A 20,477-nucleotide genomic window follows, 5' to 3' on the forward strand; every position below is an offset into this window, starting at 1 on the left:
ATGGCACGCGATACCCGTCGTACCGCTAAGAAAAAGGTCTCCAAGAACATCGCCGCTGGCGTTGCTCATGTGAATTCGACCTTCAACAACACCAAAATCCTGATCTCCGACGTGCAGGGCAATGCGATCGCTTGGTCGTCCGCTGGCACCATGGGCTTTAAAGGCTCGCGGAAATCCACACCTTACGCCGCTCAGATGGCTGCGGAAGATGCGGCGAAAAAGGCTCAGGATCACGGTCTGAAAACCATCGAAGTCGAAGTTCAGGGTCCGGGTTCGGGGCGTGAATCTGCGCTGCGCGCACTTGCGGCTGTTGGTTTGAACATCACGTCTATTCGTGACGTGACGCCGATTGCGCACAACGGCTGCCGCCCTCCAAAGCGTCGCCGCGTGTAATCACGCCTATATTATTTGGATCGCGGGTTCACGCCCGCGGTCCGTTTTTGCGTTTAAAAGACCCCTCGGGCGTTCTCCGCTTACGGACATGGGCGGGAGGACAGGAATGGAGGCTACTTCAATGATCCACAAAAATTGGGCCGAGCTCATCAAACCGCAGCAGCTTGACGTCAAGCCGGGCAACGAGCCTGCACGTCAGGCTACCGTTGTCGCCGAACCGCTGGAACGCGGCTTTGGCTTGACACTGGGCAACGCGCTGCGTCGCGTGCTGATGTCGTCGCTTCAGGGCGCGGCCATCACCTCCGTTCAGATCGACAACGTTCTGCACGAGTTTTCGTCCATTGCGGGCGTGCGTGAAGATGTCACCGACGTGATCCTCAACCTTAAAGGCATTTCTTTGCGCATGGATGTGGAAGGGCCGAAGCGCCTGTCCATCGCCGCCAAAGGGCCGATGGTTGTCACCGGCGGTGATATTTCCGAATCTGCTGGCATCGAGGTTTTGAACAAAGATCACGTGATCTGTCACCTCGATGACGGCGCTGATTTGTTCATGGAACTGACGGTCAACACCGGCAAAGGCTATGTCTCCGCCGAGAAAAACAAGGCCGAAGATGCGCCGATCGGTTTGATTCCGATTGATGCGATCTTCTCGCCAGTCAAAAAAGTGTCCTACGACGTGCAGCCGACCCGCGAAGGTCAGGTGCTCGACTATGACAAGCTGACGATGAAAATCGAAACCGACGGTTCGTTGACCCCGGAAGATGCAGTCGCATTCGCGGCACGTATCCTTCAGGATCAATTGGGCATCTTCGTGAACTTTGATGAGCCGGAATCGGCTGGTCGTCAGGAAGAAGACGATGGCCTCGAGTTCAACCCGCTTCTGTTGAAGAAAGTGGACGAGCTGGAACTGTCTGTCCGGTCGGCAAACTGCCTGAAAAACGACAACATCGTTTACATCGGCGATCTGATCCAGAAAACCGAAGCCGAGATGCTCCGCACCCCGAACTTCGGTCGCAAGTCGCTCAACGAGATCAAAGAGGTTCTGTCCGGCATGGGCCTGCACCTCGGTATGGATGTCGAAGAATGGCCGCCTGAGAACATCGAAGACCTGGCGAAGAAATTCGAAGACCAGTTCTAGGCAATTTGGGGGAGGCTTCGGTCTCCTCCCTCGACAATGCCCGGAATTGCCGGGGAACATGTGGGCCAATGCCCCAAGGAGAGCCGGTGACACGCATCGCCGGTCAGACAAAGCAAAACACGCTATAGGAGAGACACATGCGTCACGCTAGAGGCTACCGCCGCCTGAACCGGACCCACGAACACCGCAAAGCGATGTTCTCCAACATGTCCGGCTCGCTCATTGAGCACGAACAAATCAAAACCACCTTGCCGAAAGCCAAAGAGCTTAAGCGCATCATGGACAAGCTGATCACCCTCGGCAAACGTGGCGATCTTCACGCCCGCCGTCAGGCTGCTGCTCAGTTGAAACAGGACAAAGATGTTGCGAAACTCTTTGAAATTCTCGGCCCGCGCTATGCAGAGCGCAACGGTGGTTACACCCGCGTTTTGAAAGCTGGCTTCCGTTATGGTGACATGGCCCCGATGGCCATCATCGAGCTGGTTGACCGCGATCCGGCCGCCAAAGGCGCTGCCGACCGTGCGCGCCTTGAGGCCGAAGATGCCGCAATGGCCGAAGAAGATTAAGTCTTCTCGATTCGATTCTAAAAAGCCCCGCCTCGTGCGGGGCTTTTTTGTTTAAATGTGTAAATTTGATGCATTTTGTCAGTATTCTTGTCTTTTCGCCTTGGGATTTTGCCCCAATACTGGACGAACAGAGGCATTTTGGGCCGGGTGCCGCACGGTGTTTGTCAAAAGAAACAGATCATTTGATCAGAAACCATGCGAAAAGGCGCAATTCATCATGGCGCGTTCATAACGACACCCAAAGAGGCTTTTCAAACGATACTCTTTGGTTTAATCCTTGTTTAGGTGGTCGCCTTAAGGTTGTCGCTTCCTTTCGTAAAAGAATGAATTTTATCAATGTCTGACACAACGGAACTCACGCGCTTGTTTGCTCAGCTTCGGGCTGCATCTCCGGCCGGATATTCGGTCGGGTTACATATTCGGTTTGCGTCGCCGCTTGTTGCGGAGGCCACATATGATCCGAAATGGCTCGAACATTACACGGCGAACGCCTATGCGCTGAGAGATCCGATGATTGCTTGGGGATTGAGCTGCGAAGGGCAAACAAGGTGGAGCGAAATAGAACTCCCCGATCCATTTAATCTTTGGAGGCAGGCCGCTGAATTCGGCCTGAACTATGGTATCGCCGTGTCCTGTGGACCGGTTCAGTCGAGAACCATCATTGGGTGTGCCCGCGCGGATCGCGAATTTACGGATCAAGAGATCACGAAAATTGCTACCATTGCGCGCACGCTGCATGAAATCTCGGAACCCCAAACAGATCTGACACAGGCTCAAATTCAGGCCCTCCGGTGCATCGCGGGCGGTGATCGTCATGCAGCAGCCGCGGCCAAGCTCGGGATTTCGGAGAGCGCGCTTAAGGCGCGTCTTGTCTCTGCCCGGGAACGTCTTATGGCCCGGACGACCTCAGAGGCCATTCAAAAAGCCAAGGAGATCAAGCTGTTGTGACGGTGCTCGCTCTCGCGTTGCGTTGAAGAAATCAACCAACACCGGAGACGTACCATGCAAACGACCACACTTTCTTTTGCCAATCTGCACAACCATGGCGATCTTTTCGCCAACATGCTTCGCGCCAGACATGAAACCTTCATTCAACATGCGAAGTGGGATTTGCCGCAGGCCGATGGCATGGAATATGACCAATACGACACGCCCGCTTCCCGTTGGATCGCGGTTCACGAGTTCGGAGATGTGTTGGCCGGAATCCGCTTGACCCCGACAACCACAAAATGTGGCATTTATTCCTATATGATTCGTGATGCTCAGCGGGGGCTTTTGGACAGTATCCCGACCAATCTGTTGTTTGAGGAGGCACCTGTTGCGCCGCATGTTTGGGAATCGAGCCGAATTTTCGTCTCGCCCCGCGTACCTGCGAAACAACGGATGCGGGTCCAGATGAGCCTGATTGGGGAAATGACCAATTCCGCGCGGGCCTTGGGGGCCACGTCGGTTTTGTGTCTCATCCCTGAAAATGGCAATCGCTGGGGGCGTCGTGTCGGTCTCGACATTGATGTCGTGGGGCCTGTGATGGACATAGGCGGCGCGCGCAACGCGTGTATGCGCATCAATCTCAGCAACAAACTTCACTAACCATGTGTTTTGGACCGGGGCCGAAACGCGCCATTTCGGCCCCGATACCTCTTTTCCATCGGACATAAGCGGCGTAACGTCCGCCTATGTCTGACCTTTTTGCATCCACCGAACCACCGACCCCACACGCCGCCGGACCCCGCCCGCTGGCCGATCGTTTGCGTCCGCAAACCTTGGGCGAGGTGATTGGCCAAGAGCAGGTGTTGGGACCCGACTCGCCGCTTGGTGTGATGTTGGCCTCTGGTTCGCTGTCTTCGATCATTTTCTGGGGGCCGCCGGGCGTGGGCAAAACCACCATCGCACGGTTATTGGCGGCCGAAACCGATCTGCATTTCGTTCAGATTTCTGCAATTTTCACCGGCGTGCCGGACCTGCGCAAAGTGTTTGAAGCGGCGAAAATACGGCGACAAAACGGTCAGGGCACCCTGCTTTTTGTTGACGAAATTCATCGTTTCAACAAGGCGCAACAGGACAGTTTCCTGCCCTATATGGAAGACGGCACCATTCTTTTGGTTGGGGCAACCACGGAAAACCCCTCGTTTGAACTCAACGCGGCTGTGTTGTCGCGGGCGCAGGTGATGGTGTTGACGCGGCTGTCTTTGGCCGATCTTGCGCTTTTGGCTGAGCGCGCCGAGCGCGAGTTTGGCAAGGCTTTGCCGCTGAATGCCCGCGCGCGCGACACGCTGTTTGAAATGGCGGATGGCGACGGGCGCACGCTGTTGAACCTGATTGAACAGATCGTCGCGTGGAAGGTCGAAACGCCGCTTGATCCTGAACAGCTTGGCAAGCGTCTGATGCGGCGTGCCGCGAAATATGACAAATCCGGCGATGAGCATTACAATCTGATTTCGGCGCTACACAAATCGGTACGCGGCTCGGACCCCGATGCAGCGCTTTATTGGTTTTCGCGGATGTTGGAGGGCGGCGAGGACCCGCGCTATCTGGCGCGGCGCCTGACCCGGATGGCGATCGAGGACATCCAATTGGCCGATCCTCAGGCGCAGGCGATGTGTCTGCATGCCTGGGAGGTCTATGAACGCTTGGGCTCACCCGAGGGCGAATTGGCATTGGCGCAGGCGGTGGTCTATCTGGCGCTCGCGCCGAAGTCGAATGCGGTCTACACGGCCTTTAAAGCGGCGCGGGATGCAGCGCGCAAAACCGGGTCTGAACCGCCACCCAAACACATCCTCAACGCGCCGACCAAACTGATGGCGGAGCAGGGATATGGCGAGAATTACGCCTATGATCACGATGCCGAGGACGGGTTTTCCGGGCAAAACTTTTTTCCCGACACGCTCCCCCGCACCCAGTTTTACAAACCGGTTGAGCGCGGGTTTGAACGGGATTTGGCCAAGAGAGTGGCCTATTTCGACAAGCTGCGTGACAAACGCACCAGTTGACGTTGACATTGCTCCCGGCACATCACAGGAAGCGCCAAGCAGAAAGGCCTGAAGAGAGGACCGTCATGCCCCCCTTGATCCAAGTCGCCCTCGGAGGTGCGTTCGGCGCCACGGCGCGTTATGTGACTGGCCTCGCCACGGCAAGGCTTTTGGGTAAGGATTTCCCATGGGGCACCGTGACGGTCAATTTCATCGGCTCGTTTTTGATGGGGGTCATCGTCGTGGTGCTCGCCCATGAAAACGGCAACCGCTACGCACCGCTGTTGATGACAGGGATGTTGGGTGGCTTTACAACTTATTCGGCCTTCTCGCTGGATGCGATTACGATTTATGAGCGCGGCGAGGTCACTTTGGCCGCTCTTTACATCGTCGCAACATTGGTGCTCGCATTGGGCGGCATCGTATTGGGCCTTTACACCGCACGGAGTTTTTACGCATGAGCCGGGTTCAGATGATCACCATTGGCGACGATCAACCCGAGCAAAGGCTCGACCGTTGGTTTCGCAAAATGTTTCCACAGATCACCCAAGGCAACATCGAAAAGATGTGTCGCAAGGGTGACATTCGCGTCGATGGCGGGCGGGTGAAATCCAACACGCGAGTGGGGCCGGGGATGGAAATTCGCGTGCCGCCATTGCCCGATCAGGCAGCCCCTGTACGAGATCGCAGCGGCGATGCCATTTCTGCAGCTGATGAGAAGCTGATCCAGTCCTGCGTGATTTACAAAGACGATTACGTCATCGTGTTGAACAAACCGGCGGGCTTGCCGACCCAAGGCGGATCGAAACAGACCCGCCATGTCGATGGTCTGGCTGAGGCGCTTAAATTCGGGCTTGAGGAAAAGCCGCGCCTTGTGCACCGGCTTGACAAGGACACCTCTGGCGTTCTGATTTTGGCCCGCACGCCTGCAATGGCCACGAAACTGACCGAAGCCTTCCGCCACAAAAACACCCGCAAGATTTACTGGGCTTTGGTGGCGGGCGTGCCTGTGCCCTACCTTGGCGAAATCAAATACGGTTTGATGAAAGCCGGGGGCCATGGCGCACGCGGCGAGGGCGAGAAGATGATCGCCATTCACCCGCGCGACATGAACGCCAACCCGGATGCCAAACGCGCCCATACGCTTTATGCCACGCTCTACCGCGTCGGCTCGCGCGCCTCTTGGGTGGCGATGGAGCCGATCACCGGGCGCACCCACCAGCTGCGCGCACATATGGCCGAGATCGGCCATCCGATCATTGGCGATGGTAAATATGGTGGCTCTGGTCAGGAAAATCTTGGCGATGGCTGGGGCGCACAATTGGGCGGGATCATTTCGAAAAAGCTCCACCTGCACGCGCGCAGCCTGACCTTTGAACATCCGGTGACGCATAAGGTCATCACCGTGACCGCGCCCTTGCCCGAACACATGCGCAATAGTTGGGACACCTTTGGCTGGACCGACGATCTGGCCGCCGTTGATCCGTTCGAGACCCTGCGATGACCAAACTCGTTATTTTCGACGTCGATGGCACGCTGGTCGACAGTCAGGCCCATATCATCGCGTCAATGGAGGCGGGGTTTGCAACCGTGCGGCAGGCGGCCCCGGATCGCGACACCATCCTGTCCATCGTTGGCCTGTCCTTGCCGGTGGCGATGCGCGAACTTGCACCCGAGGCGGATGACGCCGCGCTTGCGCAGATGGTTGACGGCTACAAAGACGCGTTTCAAACCCAACGATTGAAACAGGGCGCGGCCGCCTCGCCGCTTTATCCCGGTGCCGAAGAGGCCCTGCGGACTTTGGGCGCGCAGGGCGATGTTGCGTTGGCGATTGCGACTGGAAAAAGCCGCCGAGGGCTTGATGCACTGCTGGCCGATTGGGCGTTTGCCGATCTGTTTGTCACGACGCAATGCGCCGATGATCACCCATCCAAGCCGCATCCTTCGATGGTCTTGACCTGTCTCACCGACTGTAACGTCGCGGCGTCTGAGGCGGTGGTGATTGGCGACACGACCTATGATATGGAAATGGCCGGCGCGGCACGGGTCAAAGGGATTGGTGTACGCTGGGGCTATCATGGGCATGATGCGCTCATGGCTGCGGGCGCGCATGTGGTTTTGGATGATTTTGGCCAGCTCTGCGCGGCCTTGGATGAGATGTGGAAAGGGTGACGACGTGTCCGAATGGAAGGCAAAGCGGTTTTGGAAAAAGACCACGGTTGAGGCTGTTGAGGGCGGGTTTGAAATCCGTCTGGATGGCCGCCCGGTGCGCACCCCTGCCAAAGCGCCGCTGATCGTTCCGACCCGCGCTTTGGCCGAGATGATCGCGGCGGAATGGGAGGCACAGGAGGGGGACATTGACCCAAACACCATGCCCGCCACCCGTAGCGCCAATGCCGCGATTGATAAAGTGGCCATTCAACACGCCGAGGTTGCCAATTTGCTGGCCGATTATGGGGACAGTGATTTGCTCTGTTACCGCGCCGCCCATCCGCGCGAGTTGGTGGAGCGTCAGGCGGAGCAGTGGGACCCTATTCTCGACTGGGCCGAAGAGGCGTTTGGCGTGCGGCTTTATCCCCGGACGGGCATCATGCATGTGCCGCAGGAGGCGGCGGCGTTACAGGTCCTGCGCGCCAAAAGTCACGGGTTCAACGCATTTGAACTGGCGGCGTTTCACGATCTGGTCAGCCTGTCAGGCTCGCTGATTCTTGGCCTTGCGGTCACCCATGGCAAGTTGTCCGCAGACGAGGCCTGGATGCTATCGCGTCTTGATGAACTGTATCAAATTGAACAATGGGGCGAGGACGAGGAGGCCAGTGAGAGCGCCGAAATCAAGCGCCAAAGCTTTGTTCATGCAGAACTCTTTTACCGATTGGTCAATTAAGTGGCGCGCTGACAATTGCCTTGCTGAAATCACACGCATTTCCGCAAGTGGTTTGGGCGAACGCACGGTTATCATGCAGAATCGTGATCCCACTCTTGACGTTCTGGAATGAATCCCTCCAAACTACGCTCATTGAAGGGGCAATTGCTCACTTCGGTAAAGCTCCCGACCCGGAGGGGATCGGAAAAGAAGCGCCGAAAACGGCGCAGTATCAGGAAGAGGTAAACATGAAAAAATCCGTATTTCTTGGCGCGCTGACGATGGCTGGCCTTGCCGCTGGTGCGGCGATGGCTCAAGATTCGTCGACACTTGCCGCCGTCCAAGAGCGCGGCGCGCTCAAATGCGGCGTGAACCCGGGCACCCCCGGCTTTGCTGCGCCGGACGCAAACGGTAAATACATCGGTTTCGACGTTGATCTGTGTCGCGCTGTTGCCGCTGCCGTTCTCGGCGATGCTGAAAAAGTTGAATACACTCCGCTGACCTCCGCTGTGCGTTTCACCGCACTGGCATCCGGCGAAGTCGACATGCTGGCACGGAACACCACCTGGACCTTCTCGCGTGATGTCGATCTCAAAAACACCTTTGTGGGCGTGAACTATTACGATGGTCAGGGCTTTATGGTTCCGAAAGCCCTCGGTGTGTCCTCCGCAAAAGAACTGGCTGGTGCGACCGTGTGTATCGAAACCGGCACCACGACCGAGCTCAACCTTGCGGACTATTTCCGTGTGAACAACATGGATTACGAACCGGTTCCGGTTGAAAGCTTTACCGAAGCTCAGACCCAGTTCCTTGCGGGTGCATGTGACGTCTACACCACAGACGCCTCCGCTCTGGCCGCATCGCGCGCCTCTTTCGAAACCCCGGAAGCCTATGTGGTTCTGCCGGAAATCATCTCCAAAGAGCCGCTTGGCCCGCTTGTGCGTCACGGTGACGACAATTGGGGTGACATCGTGCGTTGGACGTTGAATGCGATGATCACCGCCGAAGAATTTGGTGTGACCTCTGCCAATGCACCGGAACTTGTCAAAGGCACTGAGAACCCGGAGATCAACCGTCTTTTGGGTGTCGAAGGTGAACTTGGCGCGATGCTGGGGCTCGACAATGCGTGGGCATACAACGTCATCACCCAAGTTGGCAACTACGGCGAAAGCTTTGAGAAAAACATCGGTGAGAACACTCCGGTGGGTCTGGCGCGTGGGTTGAACGCCCTTTGGACCGAAGGTGGCCTGATCTACTCGCCGCCCTTCCGTTAAGATCATAATGTGGGAAGGGCGCGGGTCATACCGCGCCCTTTTCCGTTCTGACGCTACCCAAACGATAGTCAAACATTTCGGCGTGCGGACCATGGGATCGCGCGGGGTATGGGTTTATTCAGGGGAAACAGGGGACCGTCTCTTATGACGACACTTACAGATATACCGCAAAGTCAGGGTTTTCGGCTCAGTCAGTTGATTTACGATACGCGGTATCGCTCGATCACCATCCAAGTCATTGTTTTTATAGCCTTCATGCTGGTTGGCTGGATACTTGTCCGCAACGTGACGATCAATCTTGCCAATCTTGGCAAGGAAATTGATTTCACGTTTTTGCGCAACCCGTCCAACTATGACATCCAGCAGACCTTGATCGAATATGACTCGACATCGAGCAATTTCCGCGCCGCCATGGTTGGCTTGCTGAACACGCTTCTTGTCGCCTTCCTGGGGTGCATTCTGGCAACTTTGGTGGGGGTCACGGCCGGTGTGTTGCGCCTGTCGAAAAACTGGCTCGTGGCCAAGATCATGACGGTCTATGTCGAAACCTTCCGCAACATCCCGGTGGTGATCTGGATCATCGCCACGATGGCGGTCTTGTCCGAGACCCTGCCTCAACCAAGCGCCTTTCGGGGTGAAACGCCTTCGGCGTCGATGTGGCTTTGGGATACGGTTGCGGTGACCAACCGGGGGACATACATCCCCATGCCGGTTTGGGGCGCAGGTTCCGTCTTTGTGATTGTCACGTTCTTGTTGTCGCTTCTGGCCATCTGGTCCTTTGGCAAATGGGCGCAACGCCGCTTTGAAGCGACCGGGCAAATCCTGCCAACCGCTTGGATCAAACTGGCGATCTTCATCGCGCCGACGCTTTTGGTTTACATGGCTTTGGGTGCTCCGATCACCTTTGATTCCCCGGCGCTCAAAGGTTTTAATTTTCAGGGTGGCATTCAGCTTAGCAACTCGATGATCGCACTTTGGCTGGCGCTGTCTATCTACACCGGTGCCTTTATTGCCGAAATCGTGCGCGCGGGCATTCTCGCGGTCTCCAAGGGCCAGACCGAAGCGGCCTTTGCCCTGGGTCTTCGTCCCTCGCGCACAATGAACCTTGTGATCCTGCCACAGGCGCTCCGTGTCATCATCCCGCCGCTGATTTCACAGTTCCTCAACCTGACCAAAAACTCCTCTCTCGCTCTGGCTGTGGGTTATCAAGATTTGCGCGCCACGCTGGGCGGGACAACGATGAACAACACCGGGCGCGAGCTTGAATGCATGCTTTTGATGATGCTGATTTATCTCATCGTCTCTCTGATCATTTCATCGGGCATGAACGTTTACAACAAATCCATGAAGTTGAAGGAGCGTTAAGATGAGTGATCAAAAATCGACCATCGCCTATGTGCGCTCCGAAATTTTAGAACAACAACCGGCCCCCCGTGGACAGGTCGGGGCCTCCAAATGGGTCCGTGAAAACCTGTTTTCGGGCTGGTTCAACACGATTTTGACGCTGGTGTCGCTCTATCTGGTGTTCAATCTGTTGCAAGCGCTCGTGCCTTGGGCCTTTGGCGGGGTTTGGACCGCGGATTCCTTGCAGGACTGTCGCACCATCCTCAACGAACGCTATGGCAACACCCATCATGCCTGTTGGGCCGTCATCAACGAGCGTTGGAACCAGATCGTCTATGGGACATTTTTCCCGTCCAGCGAATATTGGCGCACCCATGTCGCCTTTGTCCTGTTGATCCTCGCGATCTTGCCGGTGCTGTTCGATGCACTCCCCCGCAAGATGATGTGGATCACCGTGGCCTATCCGTTTGTCATGGTCTGGCTGATCTGGGGGGGCTCGCTTTGGGGGCCGCTCTCTGTGGCTGTCGGCTTTGGGATTGCCTATTTTGCCGCCTCGGTGGCGGCGCGTTATCTTGGTTCTGGCCTGATTGCTCTGGTCTCTGTTGTCGCCGCTTTGGTATGGTGGATGATCCTTGGCCCCATCGTGGTCTCGGCGCTCAACGACACAGTGCCGCTCTTGGCCTTACGTGAAATCCAAAGCCGCGAGCTTGGCGGGTTTGTCATCTCCGTGATCATTGGTGTCTCCGGCATTGCTCTGTCGCTGCCGTTGGGCATCATCCTCGCTTTGGGGCGCCAATCCGATCTGCCTTTGGTGAAAATGATCTGTGTCGGTTTCATCGAATTCCTGCGGGGCGTGCCACTGATCACCTTGCTGTTCACCGCCTCGCTGTTGCTGAACTACTTCCTGCCCCCTGATACCGAGTTTGACCTCACCTTACGCGTCATCGTCATGGTGACCTTGTTCTCTTCCGCCTATATGGCCGAAGTGATCCGCGGCGGTCTTGCCGCCCTGCCAAAGGGTCAATACGAGGCCGCCGATGCGCTGGGTCTCGACTATTGGAAAGCACAGCGGCTTGTCATCATGCCGCAAGCGTTGAAAATCTCGATTCCGGGTATCGTGAACACCTTTATCGGCCTGTTCAAAGACACCACTCTGGTCTTTTTCATCGGCATTTTCGACATGCTCGCCGCCGCTCAGGCGATCCGCGCAAACTCCGCATGGAACGGCATCACTTGGGAACTCTACATCTTCATCGGACTTATCTTTTGGGTCTGCTGTTTCTCTATGTCTCGTTATTCACAGTGGCTGGAGCGCAAGCTCCGCACCGATCACCGTTAAGAAAGGAGACCGGATATGTCTCTCGCAGAAGACCGCACAATCGACCGCTCGAAGCTGACCGTCTCCGATGAGGTGGCCGTTCAGATCGTCAATATGAACAAATGGTATGGGGAATTTCACGTGTTGCGTGACATCAACCTGACCGTCAATCGCGGTGAGCGGATCGTCATCGCCGGGCCGTCTGGCTCCGGTAAATCGACGATGATCCGTTGTATCAATCGCCTCGAAGAGCACCAAAAGGGCAAGATCATTGTCGATGGCACCGAATTGACTTCGGATTTGAAAAACATCGACAAAATCCGTTCGGAAGTCGGAATGTGCTTTCAGCACTTCAACTTGTTTCCGCATCTCACCATCTTGGAAAACTGTACGCTTGCGCCGATGTGGGTCCGCAAAACGCCGAAACGCGAGGCCGAAGAAATCGCGATGCATTTCCTCGAAAAAGTGAAAATCCCGGAACAGGCCGACAAATACCCCGGCATGCTTTCGGGGGGGCAGCAACAGCGCGTGGCCATTGCCCGCTCGCTGTGCATGAAACCGCGGATCATGTTGTTTGACGAGCCGACCTCGGCGCTTGATCCGGAGATGATCAAAGAGGTGCTCGACACCATGATCGAACTGGCCGAAGAGGGCATGACCATGCTCTGCGTGACCCATGAAATGGGGTTTGCCCGTCAGGTCGCCAACCGCGTGATCTTCATGGACCAGGGTCAGATCGTCGAACAAAACGAGCCGGAAGAGTTTTTCAACAATCCGAAATCGGATCGCACCAAACTGTTTCTGTCTCAGATCCTCGGCCACTAAACCAACACCAGATCACACACTATCGCAGACCAAAGGACGCTCTTCGGGGCGTCCTTTGTTTTGGGTGCCTCCTGACCGGGTATCTTCCGGGCGGGTGTCGCACTGGAGGCGCAGTATCGTCACAAAAACTTCGCATCCGCGTCACGCAGAATATGCTTTGTGGTGAAATTCATCCGTACGATTATGCCCCCCAAAACCCAAACGATCCTAGGCTGTGCCTCGGCCAATCCATTAGAGCAGCGCCCCTCATGACCCTACACACGTTCCAAGGCGCAACCGTCTACCTCCCCGGCGAAATCGCACAGGTCAATGTCACCGTGTTTGACGGCCATATCGTTGAAATCGACGGTCCGGCGCAGGGCGAGATCATTGATGCCAAGGGTAAAACCCTTGCCCCCGCGTTGATCGACGTCCATGGCGATGCGTTTGAACGCCAACTCATGCCCCGTCCCGGTGTTTTTTTCCCGCTTGAGGCTGCTGTGATCGACACCGATCGACAACTCGCTTCCAACGGCATCGCGACCGCCTATCATGCCGTCACGCTCGGCTGGGAACCGGGGCTGCGCGATGTGGCGCGCGGTCGCCATATGATGCAAGCGTTGTTGGATTTGGCCCCACGCCTTACGGTTGAAAACCGGGTTCAACTGCGCTGGGAAACCTTTGCTCTTGAGGCGCTTGATGTCATCGAATGGGCGCTTGGCGCGCCGTTTTTGCCCTCCATCGCCTTTAATGATCACACATCCATGACCATGCGCGGGTTTGATGTTGCGATCCAGGAACGGGCGTTTGAATTTTCACCCGCGTTTTCCGTGGCCGATCTCACTGATCCCCGGATGACCGCCCGCATCGCGGCCAAGGCGCATCGTTCGGGGCTTACCAATGCCGAATACGTCGCGCTTTTGGCCCGTGTCTGGGAACGGCGGTCTGACGTGCCTGCGGCCATCGACAGGGTCGCCGATCTGGGCCGCGAAGCTGGCGCTCCCATGCTAAGCCATGATGACACCCGCTCTGAAACCCGGAGCTATTTCCGCGCGTTGGGTGCGAGAGCGGCGGAATTTCCCATGGTGATGGAGGCGGCTCTGGCCGCGCGAGACAGGGGCGATCTGATCATTTTTGGCGCGCCCAATGCCGCCCGCGGTGGCAGCCACATCGGCTCTTTGAGCGCGGGCGATATGGTGGAAGCGGGGCTTTGCGACGCCTTGGCCTCGGATTATTTCTATCCGGCGATGTTGGCCGCCGTGGCGCGGTTGGACGCCGATAAACGTGCGGATCGCAGCGCAATTTGGTCTCTGGTCTCCGCGGGTCCGGCACGGGCGATGAACCTGAGCGACCGGGGTGAGATCGCGCTTGGAAAACGCGCCGATCTTGTGCTGATCGACTGGCCCGAGGGCCAAGCGCCCTCGGTGCTGGGCACTTGGGTTGGTGGACGATGCGCCTATCGTGGTCAGCCCGCCGGATGAAACCAGATCTGCGCGATTACATCCCTTCTGTTGGCCTCGGACTCACGCAGATTCTGGGCTACGGCAGTCTGATGTATGCCTATGCCGTGCTGTTGCCACGGATGGCTGACCATCTCGATCTTTCGCTGTCGACCGTTTTTGGCATCCTGTCATTGGGCCTGTTGTTTGGCGGGCTTGTCTCACCCGTGGCGGGCATGTTGGTTGATCGCTTTGGCGGGCGTTGGGTCATGACACTTGGCTCGATCGGTGCCGGACTGGCGCTGATGTCCCTGTCACAAGTGAGCGGAAAATTCGGGCTTTTCCTTGCGATCTTGCTGGCCGAGGGGGCGGGCATGTTCGTGCTCTACAACGTTGCTTTTGCTGCGATCATGCGGATTGAGAGTCGTGTCCCTGCGGCGCGGGCGATTTCGATCATTGCTCTTTTTGGTGGTGTGGCCTCGACAATCTTTTGGCCTTTGACCCTGAGCCTTGCCAATGCGTTCGGTTGGCAGAGCACATGGATCACCTTGGGTCTCATGGTGCTTTTGATTTGTACGCCGCTGCATTTTGTTCTCCTCGGCGGACCGCAAAAAGGCCCGGAGGCAATCACCGCCCCGCTGAATCAGGACTGGCCCGAACTGCAAGGGGCCGTGCGACAGAAAGCGATGCTTTGGATGATCTTGTCCTTTGTGTTCTCGGGCTATGTGATGGGGGCTGTGATGACGCTTTGGGTGAGCAATGTGCAGACATTGGGGCACACAGCCGCGACAGCCGCCTTTGCGGGCGCCGTGATCGGACCGTTTAAAACCGTGGGGCGCGGGTTTGAAATGCTCGTAAGCCGAAACCTCTATCCGCTTGTGACCTATGCTATGTCGCTTGGGTTGATGATGGCCGGGTTTATCCTCCTTCTGGGGTTCGGAGCCAGTTTCATCGGCCTGCTCTGTGCTGCCGCGCTCTATGGCATGGGGGATGGGATCAAAACCATTGCCCGAGGCACGTTGCCGCTCGCTCTGTTTGGGCAGCAAGGTTACGGCGCGCGGCTGGGCTGGATGTCCTTTGTGCAAATGGCGGTCAACGCCTCGGCCCCTTTCACCTTTGCCTATCTGGCGGAGCAGTTTGGCGGGTGGTGGTCCTTTGCAGCCATGGCCGCTTGCCTGTGCTTTGCCCTTGCGACGTATTTTTTGATCCCCGACCCAAGGAGAAATCGCCATGTTGCCGCTTAAGATTGGTGCCTGCCTGAAAACGGGTGAGATTGCTTCGCATCGGGAGTGGCTGTTTGAGGCTGACCGCGACATCGAAGTGCAGGATTTCATGACCCATGCCGCCCTCACGGGCGAGTTTGAGGCGCGTATCGCTGCGGCGAAAACCGCGCTTGTGGGGCATGCCGGGCGGGTCGGGATTCATGGCCCTTATGAGGGCCTTGATCTCGACAATAAGGATCCGGAATTGCGCCCGCTCATCACCGCGCGATTTTTGCGGGCGTTGGAAGCAGCGGACCGGATCGGCGCCCGCCAGATGGTGCTGCACTCGCCCTATACGCGTTGGTATAAAAACAATCTTTTGTGTACCAAGGGCTATGCCGAGGCCAAACTTAAACGCATTCAGAGCGTCCTGACACCGGTCGTGCGCGCCGCCGAAGACATGGGCATCACGCTTGTGATCGAAAATATTCAGGACGTGGACCCGGCCACACGGCGCAAGATGGTCGAAAGCTTTGCTTCGCCTTCGGTTGCCCTGTCAATCGACACGGGTCATGCGCATTTGGCACGGTGCATGTCCGGCGCGCCGCCTGTGGATTATTTCGTGCGGGACGCGGGGGAGCAGTTGCAGCATATCCATATTCAGGACGTGGACGGCTATGCCGATCGCCATTGGGCGCCGGGCGAGGGCGACATTGAGTGGTCTGCGGTGTTTCGCGCTCTAAGCACCTGTGCGCGTGCGCCGCATGTGGTTTTGGAACTGCGCAACAAGGCCGACATCCCCAAAGGCTACGCCTATCTCAAAGGGCTTGGTCTGGTTGCATAAAACGATAAGCCCGCCGTCATGGAGCTGCGGCGGGCTCTGTGACGAGGGTTAGCGATATTTTTCAATAAACGCGTCAATGTCCAAGGCCCGAATATCTGGCAAGGCCTGTTTGTATGTGTCGCGCGGCCAATCCCAGACGGCGATCTCCATGAGGGCAGCCGCCTGAGCTGCCGTAAAGCGGGGTTTGATCTCGCGCGCAGGGACACCGCCGACCACGGTATAGGGCGCGACGTCTTTGGTCACGACGGCCCCGGCGCCAATAACGGCTCCGGTCCCGATGGTCACGCCTGCGGTGATGGTCACGCCATGACCGATCCAAACGTCGTGACCGATGGTGACCCAATGATCCTTGCGCCATTCGAAGAAATCGTGGTCATCCTCACCCAGCCCATAGGCCTCGGCGCGGTACACCGAATGGTGTTGTACCGCGCGCCATGTCGGGTGATTGCCGGGGTTGATCCGCGCCGCATTGGCGATGGAACAAAATTTGCCGATACTCGTCCAAACCACATGGCAGTGTTGCGTGATATAGGAGTAATCCCCCATGCTGGACGACTTCATCATCGTGCCCTTGCCAACCTCCGTCCAGGCACCCAGATCACAATCGCTGACATCGGCCTCGGGGTGAATCGAGGGCCTTTCAGAAAGCTGTTTCTTTGATCCTGCACCGCTCATTTCGTGCCCTCCCAATCGCCAATGATGCGTGCCCGAATGATCCCCGAAAGATGGTCGATCACATAGACCATGGCGATGATCAGAAAGATGATGGACCACGCCTCGTCCCATTTGTACGCGGAAATCCGATCCGACAGCAGAAATCCAATCCCGCCTGCGCCCACGATCCCGAGGATGGTGCCGGAGCGGACGTTGGATTCGAAATTATAAAGCAGGATGGACAGGATCACCGGATTGACCTGTGGTGCGATGCCAAAGCGGATTTGTTGAAACCGTGTCCCGCCCGAGGCCTTGACCCCATCAATAGGTTTGGTCGAGGTGTTTTCAATTGCCTCGGAGAACAGTTTGGCAAAGGTGCCGACCTCAGAGACAGCGATGGCCAAAATACCCGCCAATGGCCCAAGCCCGAACGCCCGAATGAAAATCAACGCGAGGATCAGCGTTTCGAAGGCGCGGATGATGTCATAGCCGCGCCGTACCCCGAGGCGCAGACCATTCAGCCGGTTGATGTTTTTGGCCCCCAAAAACGACAAAGGAAACGCCACGACGGCCCCCAACAGCGTCCCCATGAAGGCGATGGAAAGCGTTTCCCCCAACCCTTTGAGAATTTCGGAAAACTCCGTCCAGCTTTTCCAGATATAGGGGGGGAACATAAAGCCCAACACATCTCCCAGACGGCCAAGACCGATCCAGATGCGGGTTGGGCTAAAATTGAAAACCCAAAGACAATAGAGCATCAGCCCCGCGAACAGCGTCCAAAGCGCGATCCGGCGCAGGCGCAGGGCCAGTGGGAGATGAAAGGCGCGTGGCACACGGGCGCGGGCCTGTTCGATTTGCGCTTGGGTCAGGCTCATGGACGATCCTCCATTCCGATCATTTTATGGCGCAGTTTCTCGGAGCCGTAGTCGATAACGATGACGGTCGCGAGAATGATGAGAAACAGCGCAGAGAGATCGGTGTATTCCTGAAAACTCATGGCTGTTCGAAATTCCTGCCCCAAACCGCCCGCGCCGACATAGCCGATGATGGAGGAGGAGCGCACGTTGATCTCAAAGCGCAGCAACGTGTAGCTGATAATGTTGGGAAGCACCTGCGGCACGGCGCCGTAGCGGATTTGATCGAACCATGTGCCCCCGGCCGCTTTGACCCCTTCGAGCGGGCGCATGTCGATGTTTTCGTTCACTTCGGAATAGAGCTTGCCTAAAGCGCCACAGGCATGAGTGCCAATGGCCAAAACGCCCGCCATCGGACCCACAGAGAAGCAAAACACAAAGATCAGCGCCCAGACGATGTCGGGTACAGTGCGGGTGATTTCGAGCAAACGACGGGTCAGCCACAACACCCATTTGTTAGGCGACAGGTTCCGCGCTGCTGGAAAGGAAAGCAAAAACCCGCCCACAACGCCGAATGTGGTCGCCATAAAGGCAATGAGCACCGTCTCCCAAAGCAGTTTGAGCCAGGTTTTCCAACGCCAGAACCATGCGCCAAAATCGCTCCAAAAACTATCCCACCGCAGGGTTGGGAGGGTCTGGGACACATATTCGCCCAACCGGGGCAACCCCGCAGGAATGATCCAGCGCCATTCGCGTGCCCCGTCGGGCATCGTGACTTGGGTGATCTTAAAAAAATCTCCGATCCATGCCGAAAACGCGAAAAGCGACACGAGGACAAGCGTGCCAATGGCCCAGTTCCGCCGTGCTTGACGGCGTTTTGTGGCGAAGTCCAATTCGAATTGTGTCAGCCGACTCGGCGCGGCTGCGTCGACGGTCAAGGGCGGCATTGGGGCGACTGTGAAGGTCATATGAACCTCTGAGAGATCAGGCCAAAAGGATAAAAGGGGACACCAGTGTGCCCCCTTTTAAATGCAGGTTGATCAGCCGCGACGCTGGCTTTTGATCCAATCGCGCATGTCGACGATCCACTGGTAGCGATCGCGATCCACGCGGGTGTAGCCGACCTCCGGGTTCGGGTCAGTTGGCTCAAAGGACGAGTAAAGCGCGTAGCCTTCAGGGTCTTCCGTCGGGAAGGCTTCGAGAGCATTGGTCAGATCGGAAATCAGTTCAGCCGGCAGGTTGCTTCGCACAGTCCAGGGGCCAGATGTGATTTCCGGGCTTTCCCAGATTTGGCAGATCAGCCCGGCCTCAATCATGCCCTTGGATTCCATCCGCTGATAGATGCCATCCAGATCGTTGTTCTGGTAGGTCGATGCGGTGTCAAATGTCCCGTTCACAACCCCGCTCACCCCGGCTTCGTGCGAGCCAGAGAACGGCACGGCGGCGAAATATTCTTCGGGTTTGAACCCTTCCTTGGTCAGGAAGTTGAAATAAGGAACGGCGTAGCCCGAGGTCGAATCCGGGTCGGCAAAGGCGTGGATCTTGCCTGCGGCATCGGCAAGGCTTTCGATCCCCGAGTCACAGCGGGTGACAACGATGGAGCGATAGCCGGTGTTGCCGTCTTTTTTGATGGCGGTCAAAATCGGCTCGACGCCGCCATTGGTGGCGGTGTAGGCGGCGGCATAGGAGGAGGAACCAAAACGGGCAATCTCGATTTGATTCGCGGCGATGGCCTGAACCACGCCATCATAATTGCCTGCGGTGAAAATTTCGACCTTCACCCCCAATGTGTTTTCCAAATACGTCCGCAGCGGCTCAGTGCGCATCAGACGGTCTTTTTCGTTTTCGCCCGAAAGGACACCGAATTTCAAAGTTTGGTAGTCTTCTTTCCAACCCTCAGCGAGCGCAGGTGCTGCGATCAGAACCGCAAGAGCGGTGGCAGTGATGAAACGCATGTGGAAATCTCCTTTGGAGCGTTTGTGAAAAGGTGATGATCAGGCCGGCACAGAGGCGTGCACCGAGGTCGATGTGACTGCGGCGTTAAACTCTTGCAGGCCATCAAGTCCGTAAATGTCGCGCACGACATCATCGGTGAGCTGTGCGGGGGTGCCGTCGAAATACACGCGGCCCTGACGCATGGCGATAATGCGGTCACTGTAGGCGCGAGCGGTGTCGAGCGTGTGCAGGTTCACCAAAACGGTGATCCCGTCCTCCCGGTTGATCCGTTTCAACCCGTCCATCACTAGCGTCGCATTGGCCGGGTCGAGCGAGGCAATGGGTTCGTCGGCAAGCATGATTTTCGGGCGTTGCACAAGTGCCTTGGCAATGGCCACGCGTTGTTGTTGCCCGCCTGACAGCGTCCCTGCGCGTTGCAGCGCTTGCGGCACAAGATCAAGCCGATCCAAAGCCCGGATCGCCATGGCGCGCTCCTCATCAGAGAATTGCATCGTCATCGACGACAGGACCCCGTGTTCCGCCAGACGCCCGATCAGCACATTGGTTAAGACGTCAAGCCGATCGACGAGATTGAATTGTTGAAAGATCATTGCGCAATCCCGGCGCCAGTGTCGCAGGGCCTTGCCCTTGAGCGCGGTGATGTTGGTGTCGCCAAATGAAATCGACCCCGCGGTGGGATCGACCAAGCGATTGAGCAGACGCAGCAATGTTGATTTCCCGGCGCCCGAACGGCCAATCACGCCGATAAACTGCCCCGGTTCAATGGAGATCGACACGTTGTCGACGGCGTGGGTCTCGCCAAAAGAGCGGGAGACATTGGACAGGATCAAGGCAGAACTCATGGTGTGCTCCGGAGATA

General features: G+C 57.0%; 22 protein-coding genes. 17 read left to right on the forward strand and 5 right to left on the reverse strand.

All coding sequences use genetic code 11. The features are described 5' to 3' along the window. The 17 genes from rpsK (at position 1) to B30_RS19980 (ending at position 16,154) form a co-directional block, all read left to right on the forward strand. Positions 1–393, forward strand: coding sequence for a 30S ribosomal protein S11 (rpsK, locus tag B30_RS19900; RefSeq protein WP_009574033.1), 393 nt, complete (start codon positions 1–3; stop codon positions 391–393). 121 nt (positions 394–514) lie between these two features. Beyond that, on the forward strand, positions 515–1,531 hold the full coding sequence (locus B30_RS19905) for a DNA-directed RNA polymerase subunit alpha (RefSeq protein ID WP_009574034.1): 1,017 nt from the start codon (positions 515–517) through the stop codon (positions 1,529–1,531). A 137-nt stretch (positions 1,532–1,668) separates the two neighbouring features. Next, positions 1,669–2,097, forward strand: a complete 429-nt coding sequence (gene rplQ / locus B30_RS19910; RefSeq protein WP_009574035.1) for a 50S ribosomal protein L17 — start codon at positions 1,669–1,671, stop codon at positions 2,095–2,097. 336 nt (positions 2,098–2,433) lie between these two features. After that, positions 2,434–3,045, forward strand: coding sequence for an autoinducer binding domain-containing protein (locus tag B30_RS19915; RefSeq protein ID WP_009574036.1), 612 nt, complete (start codon positions 2,434–2,436; stop codon positions 3,043–3,045). Between the two features lie 54 nt (positions 3,046–3,099). After that, positions 3,100–3,687: an acyl-homoserine-lactone synthase gene (locus B30_RS19920; RefSeq protein WP_009574037.1), complete on the forward strand. Its 588-nt coding sequence runs from the start codon at positions 3,100–3,102 to the stop codon at positions 3,685–3,687. A gap of 86 nt (positions 3,688–3,773) precedes the next feature. Further along, positions 3,774–5,087 (forward strand): replication-associated recombination protein A, encoded by a 1,314-nt coding sequence (locus tag B30_RS19925; protein WP_009574038.1) that lies wholly within the window; start codon positions 3,774–3,776, stop codon positions 5,085–5,087. Positions 5,088–5,152: 65 nt separating this feature from the next. After that, entirely contained in the window at positions 5,153–5,527 is a 375-nt protein-coding gene (crcB, locus tag B30_RS19930; protein WP_009574039.1) for a fluoride efflux transporter CrcB, read from the forward strand. Then, positions 5,524–6,570, forward strand: coding sequence for an RluA family pseudouridine synthase (locus B30_RS19935; protein WP_009574040.1), 1,047 nt, complete (start codon positions 5,524–5,526; stop codon positions 6,568–6,570). The genes crcB and B30_RS19935 overlap by 4 nt, the downstream gene beginning before the upstream one ends. Beyond that, positions 6,567–7,238 carry an HAD-IA family hydrolase gene (locus tag B30_RS19940; protein WP_009574041.1) on the forward strand — a complete coding sequence of 224 codons (672 nt, stop codon included), beginning with the start codon at positions 6,567–6,569 and terminating at the stop codon, positions 7,236–7,238. Before B30_RS19935 ends, B30_RS19940 begins: the two co-directional genes overlap by 4 nt. A gap of 4 nt (positions 7,239–7,242) precedes the next feature. Further along, entirely contained in the window at positions 7,243–7,950 is a 708-nt protein-coding gene (locus tag B30_RS19945) for an ATP12 family chaperone protein (protein WP_009574042.1), read from the forward strand. Between the two features lie 227 nt (positions 7,951–8,177). Further along, positions 8,178–9,203, forward strand: coding sequence for an amino acid ABC transporter substrate-binding protein (locus B30_RS19950; protein WP_009574043.1), 1,026 nt, complete (start codon positions 8,178–8,180; stop codon positions 9,201–9,203). Between the two features lie 144 nt (positions 9,204–9,347). Next, complete coding sequence (locus B30_RS19955; RefSeq protein ID WP_009574044.1) at positions 9,348–10,568, forward strand: amino acid ABC transporter permease; 1,221 nt, start codon at positions 9,348–9,350, stop codon at positions 10,566–10,568. 1 nt (position 10,569) lies between these two features. Then, entirely contained in the window at positions 10,570–11,886 is a 1,317-nt protein-coding gene (locus tag B30_RS19960) for an amino acid ABC transporter permease (protein WP_009574045.1), read from the forward strand. A gap of 15 nt (positions 11,887–11,901) precedes the next feature. Next, positions 11,902–12,690: an amino acid ABC transporter ATP-binding protein gene (locus tag B30_RS19965; protein WP_009574046.1), complete on the forward strand. Its 789-nt coding sequence runs from the start codon at positions 11,902–11,904 to the stop codon at positions 12,688–12,690. A 248-nt stretch (positions 12,691–12,938) separates the two neighbouring features. Beyond that, positions 12,939–14,150 carry an alpha-D-ribose 1-methylphosphonate 5-triphosphate diphosphatase gene (locus B30_RS19970; RefSeq protein WP_009574047.1) on the forward strand — a complete coding sequence of 404 codons (1,212 nt, stop codon included), beginning with the start codon at positions 12,939–12,941 and terminating at the stop codon, positions 14,148–14,150. Further along, complete coding sequence (locus B30_RS19975; protein WP_009574048.1) at positions 14,147–15,352, forward strand: MFS transporter; 1,206 nt, start codon at positions 14,147–14,149, stop codon at positions 15,350–15,352. The genes B30_RS19970 and B30_RS19975 overlap by 4 nt, the downstream gene beginning before the upstream one ends. Next, positions 15,339–16,154 (forward strand): sugar phosphate isomerase/epimerase family protein, encoded by an 816-nt coding sequence (locus B30_RS19980; RefSeq protein WP_009574049.1) that lies wholly within the window; start codon positions 15,339–15,341, stop codon positions 16,152–16,154. The genes B30_RS19975 and B30_RS19980 overlap by 14 nt, the downstream gene beginning before the upstream one ends. A 48-nt stretch (positions 16,155–16,202) precedes the next feature. Here the strand turns inward: B30_RS19980 and B30_RS19985 are convergent, their stop codons facing one another. From B30_RS19985 to phnC, 5 genes are all read right to left on the reverse strand, one after another. Further along, on the reverse strand, positions 16,203–16,829 hold the full coding sequence (locus B30_RS19985) for a DapH/DapD/GlmU-related protein (protein WP_009574050.1): 627 nt from the start codon (positions 16,827–16,829) through the stop codon (positions 16,203–16,205). Next, positions 16,826–17,683, reverse strand: a complete 858-nt coding sequence (gene phnE, locus B30_RS19990) for a phosphonate ABC transporter, permease protein PhnE (RefSeq protein WP_009574051.1) — start codon at positions 17,681–17,683, stop codon at positions 16,826–16,828. The genes B30_RS19985 and phnE (B30_RS19990) overlap by 4 nt, the downstream gene beginning before the upstream one ends. Next, positions 17,680–18,630, reverse strand: coding sequence for a phosphonate ABC transporter, permease protein PhnE (gene phnE, locus B30_RS19995; protein WP_009574052.1), 951 nt, complete (start codon positions 18,628–18,630; stop codon positions 17,680–17,682). Before phnE (B30_RS19995) ends, phnE (B30_RS19990) begins: the two co-directional genes overlap by 4 nt. A 72-nt stretch (positions 18,631–18,702) precedes the next feature. Continuing rightward, positions 18,703–19,617 carry a phosphate/phosphite/phosphonate ABC transporter substrate-binding protein gene (gene phnD, locus B30_RS20000; protein WP_009574053.1) on the reverse strand — a complete coding sequence of 305 codons (915 nt, stop codon included), beginning with the start codon at positions 19,615–19,617 and terminating at the stop codon, positions 18,703–18,705. Positions 19,618–19,656: 39 nt separating this feature from the next. Continuing rightward, positions 19,657–20,460, reverse strand: coding sequence for a phosphonate ABC transporter ATP-binding protein (phnC, locus tag B30_RS20005; RefSeq protein WP_009574054.1), 804 nt, complete (start codon positions 20,458–20,460; stop codon positions 19,657–19,659). Positions 20,461–20,477 lie beyond the last annotated feature (17 nt).

Origin of the sequence: Celeribacter baekdonensis B30, from assembly GCF_000299875.1 — a bacterium.
GTDB classification, from domain to species: Bacteria; Pseudomonadota; Alphaproteobacteria; order Rhodobacterales; family Rhodobacteraceae; genus Celeribacter; species Celeribacter baekdonensis_A.

Coding starts and splice junctions, on each gene's coding strand:
- B30_RS19915 (WP_009574036.1), top strand. CDS start 2,434: ATGTCTGACACAACGGAACTCACGCGCTTGTTTGCTCAGCTTCGGGCT.
- phnE (WP_009574051.1), bottom strand. CDS start 17,683: ATGAGCCTGACCCAAGCGCAAATCGAACAGGCCCGCGCCCGTGTGCCA.
- B30_RS19935 (WP_009574040.1), top strand. CDS start 5,524: ATGAGCCGGGTTCAGATGATCACCATTGGCGACGATCAACCCGAGCAA.
- phnD (WP_009574053.1), bottom strand. CDS start 19,617: ATGCGTTTCATCACTGCCACCGCTCTTGCGGTTCTGATCGCAGCACCT.
- rplQ (WP_009574035.1), top strand. CDS start 1,669: ATGCGTCACGCTAGAGGCTACCGCCGCCTGAACCGGACCCACGAACAC.
- B30_RS19980 (WP_009574049.1), top strand. CDS start 15,339: ATGTTGCCGCTTAAGATTGGTGCCTGCCTGAAAACGGGTGAGATTGCT.
- B30_RS19950 (WP_009574043.1), top strand. CDS start 8,178: ATGAAAAAATCCGTATTTCTTGGCGCGCTGACGATGGCTGGCCTTGCC.
- B30_RS19940 (WP_009574041.1), top strand. CDS start 6,567: ATGACCAAACTCGTTATTTTCGACGTCGATGGCACGCTGGTCGACAGT.
- rpsK (WP_009574033.1), top strand. CDS start 1: ATGGCACGCGATACCCGTCGTACCGCTAAGAAAAAGGTCTCCAAGAAC.
- B30_RS19920 (WP_009574037.1), top strand. CDS start 3,100: ATGCAAACGACCACACTTTCTTTTGCCAATCTGCACAACCATGGCGAT.
- B30_RS19975 (WP_009574048.1), top strand. CDS start 14,147: ATGAAACCAGATCTGCGCGATTACATCCCTTCTGTTGGCCTCGGACTC.
- B30_RS19960 (WP_009574045.1), top strand. CDS start 10,570: ATGAGTGATCAAAAATCGACCATCGCCTATGTGCGCTCCGAAATTTTA.
- B30_RS19925 (WP_009574038.1), top strand. CDS start 3,774: ATGTCTGACCTTTTTGCATCCACCGAACCACCGACCCCACACGCCGCC.
- B30_RS19965 (WP_009574046.1), top strand. CDS start 11,902: ATGTCTCTCGCAGAAGACCGCACAATCGACCGCTCGAAGCTGACCGTC.
- crcB (WP_009574039.1), top strand. CDS start 5,153: ATGCCCCCCTTGATCCAAGTCGCCCTCGGAGGTGCGTTCGGCGCCACG.
- B30_RS19985 (WP_009574050.1), bottom strand. CDS start 16,829: ATGAGCGGTGCAGGATCAAAGAAACAGCTTTCTGAAAGGCCCTCGATT.
- B30_RS19905 (WP_009574034.1), top strand. CDS start 515: ATGATCCACAAAAATTGGGCCGAGCTCATCAAACCGCAGCAGCTTGAC.
- B30_RS19955 (WP_009574044.1), top strand. CDS start 9,348: ATGACGACACTTACAGATATACCGCAAAGTCAGGGTTTTCGGCTCAGT.
- B30_RS19970 (WP_009574047.1), top strand. CDS start 12,939: ATGACCCTACACACGTTCCAAGGCGCAACCGTCTACCTCCCCGGCGAA.
- phnE (WP_009574052.1), bottom strand. CDS start 18,630: ATGACCTTCACAGTCGCCCCAATGCCGCCCTTGACCGTCGACGCAGCC.
- phnC (WP_009574054.1), bottom strand. CDS start 20,460: ATGAGTTCTGCCTTGATCCTGTCCAATGTCTCCCGCTCTTTTGGCGAG.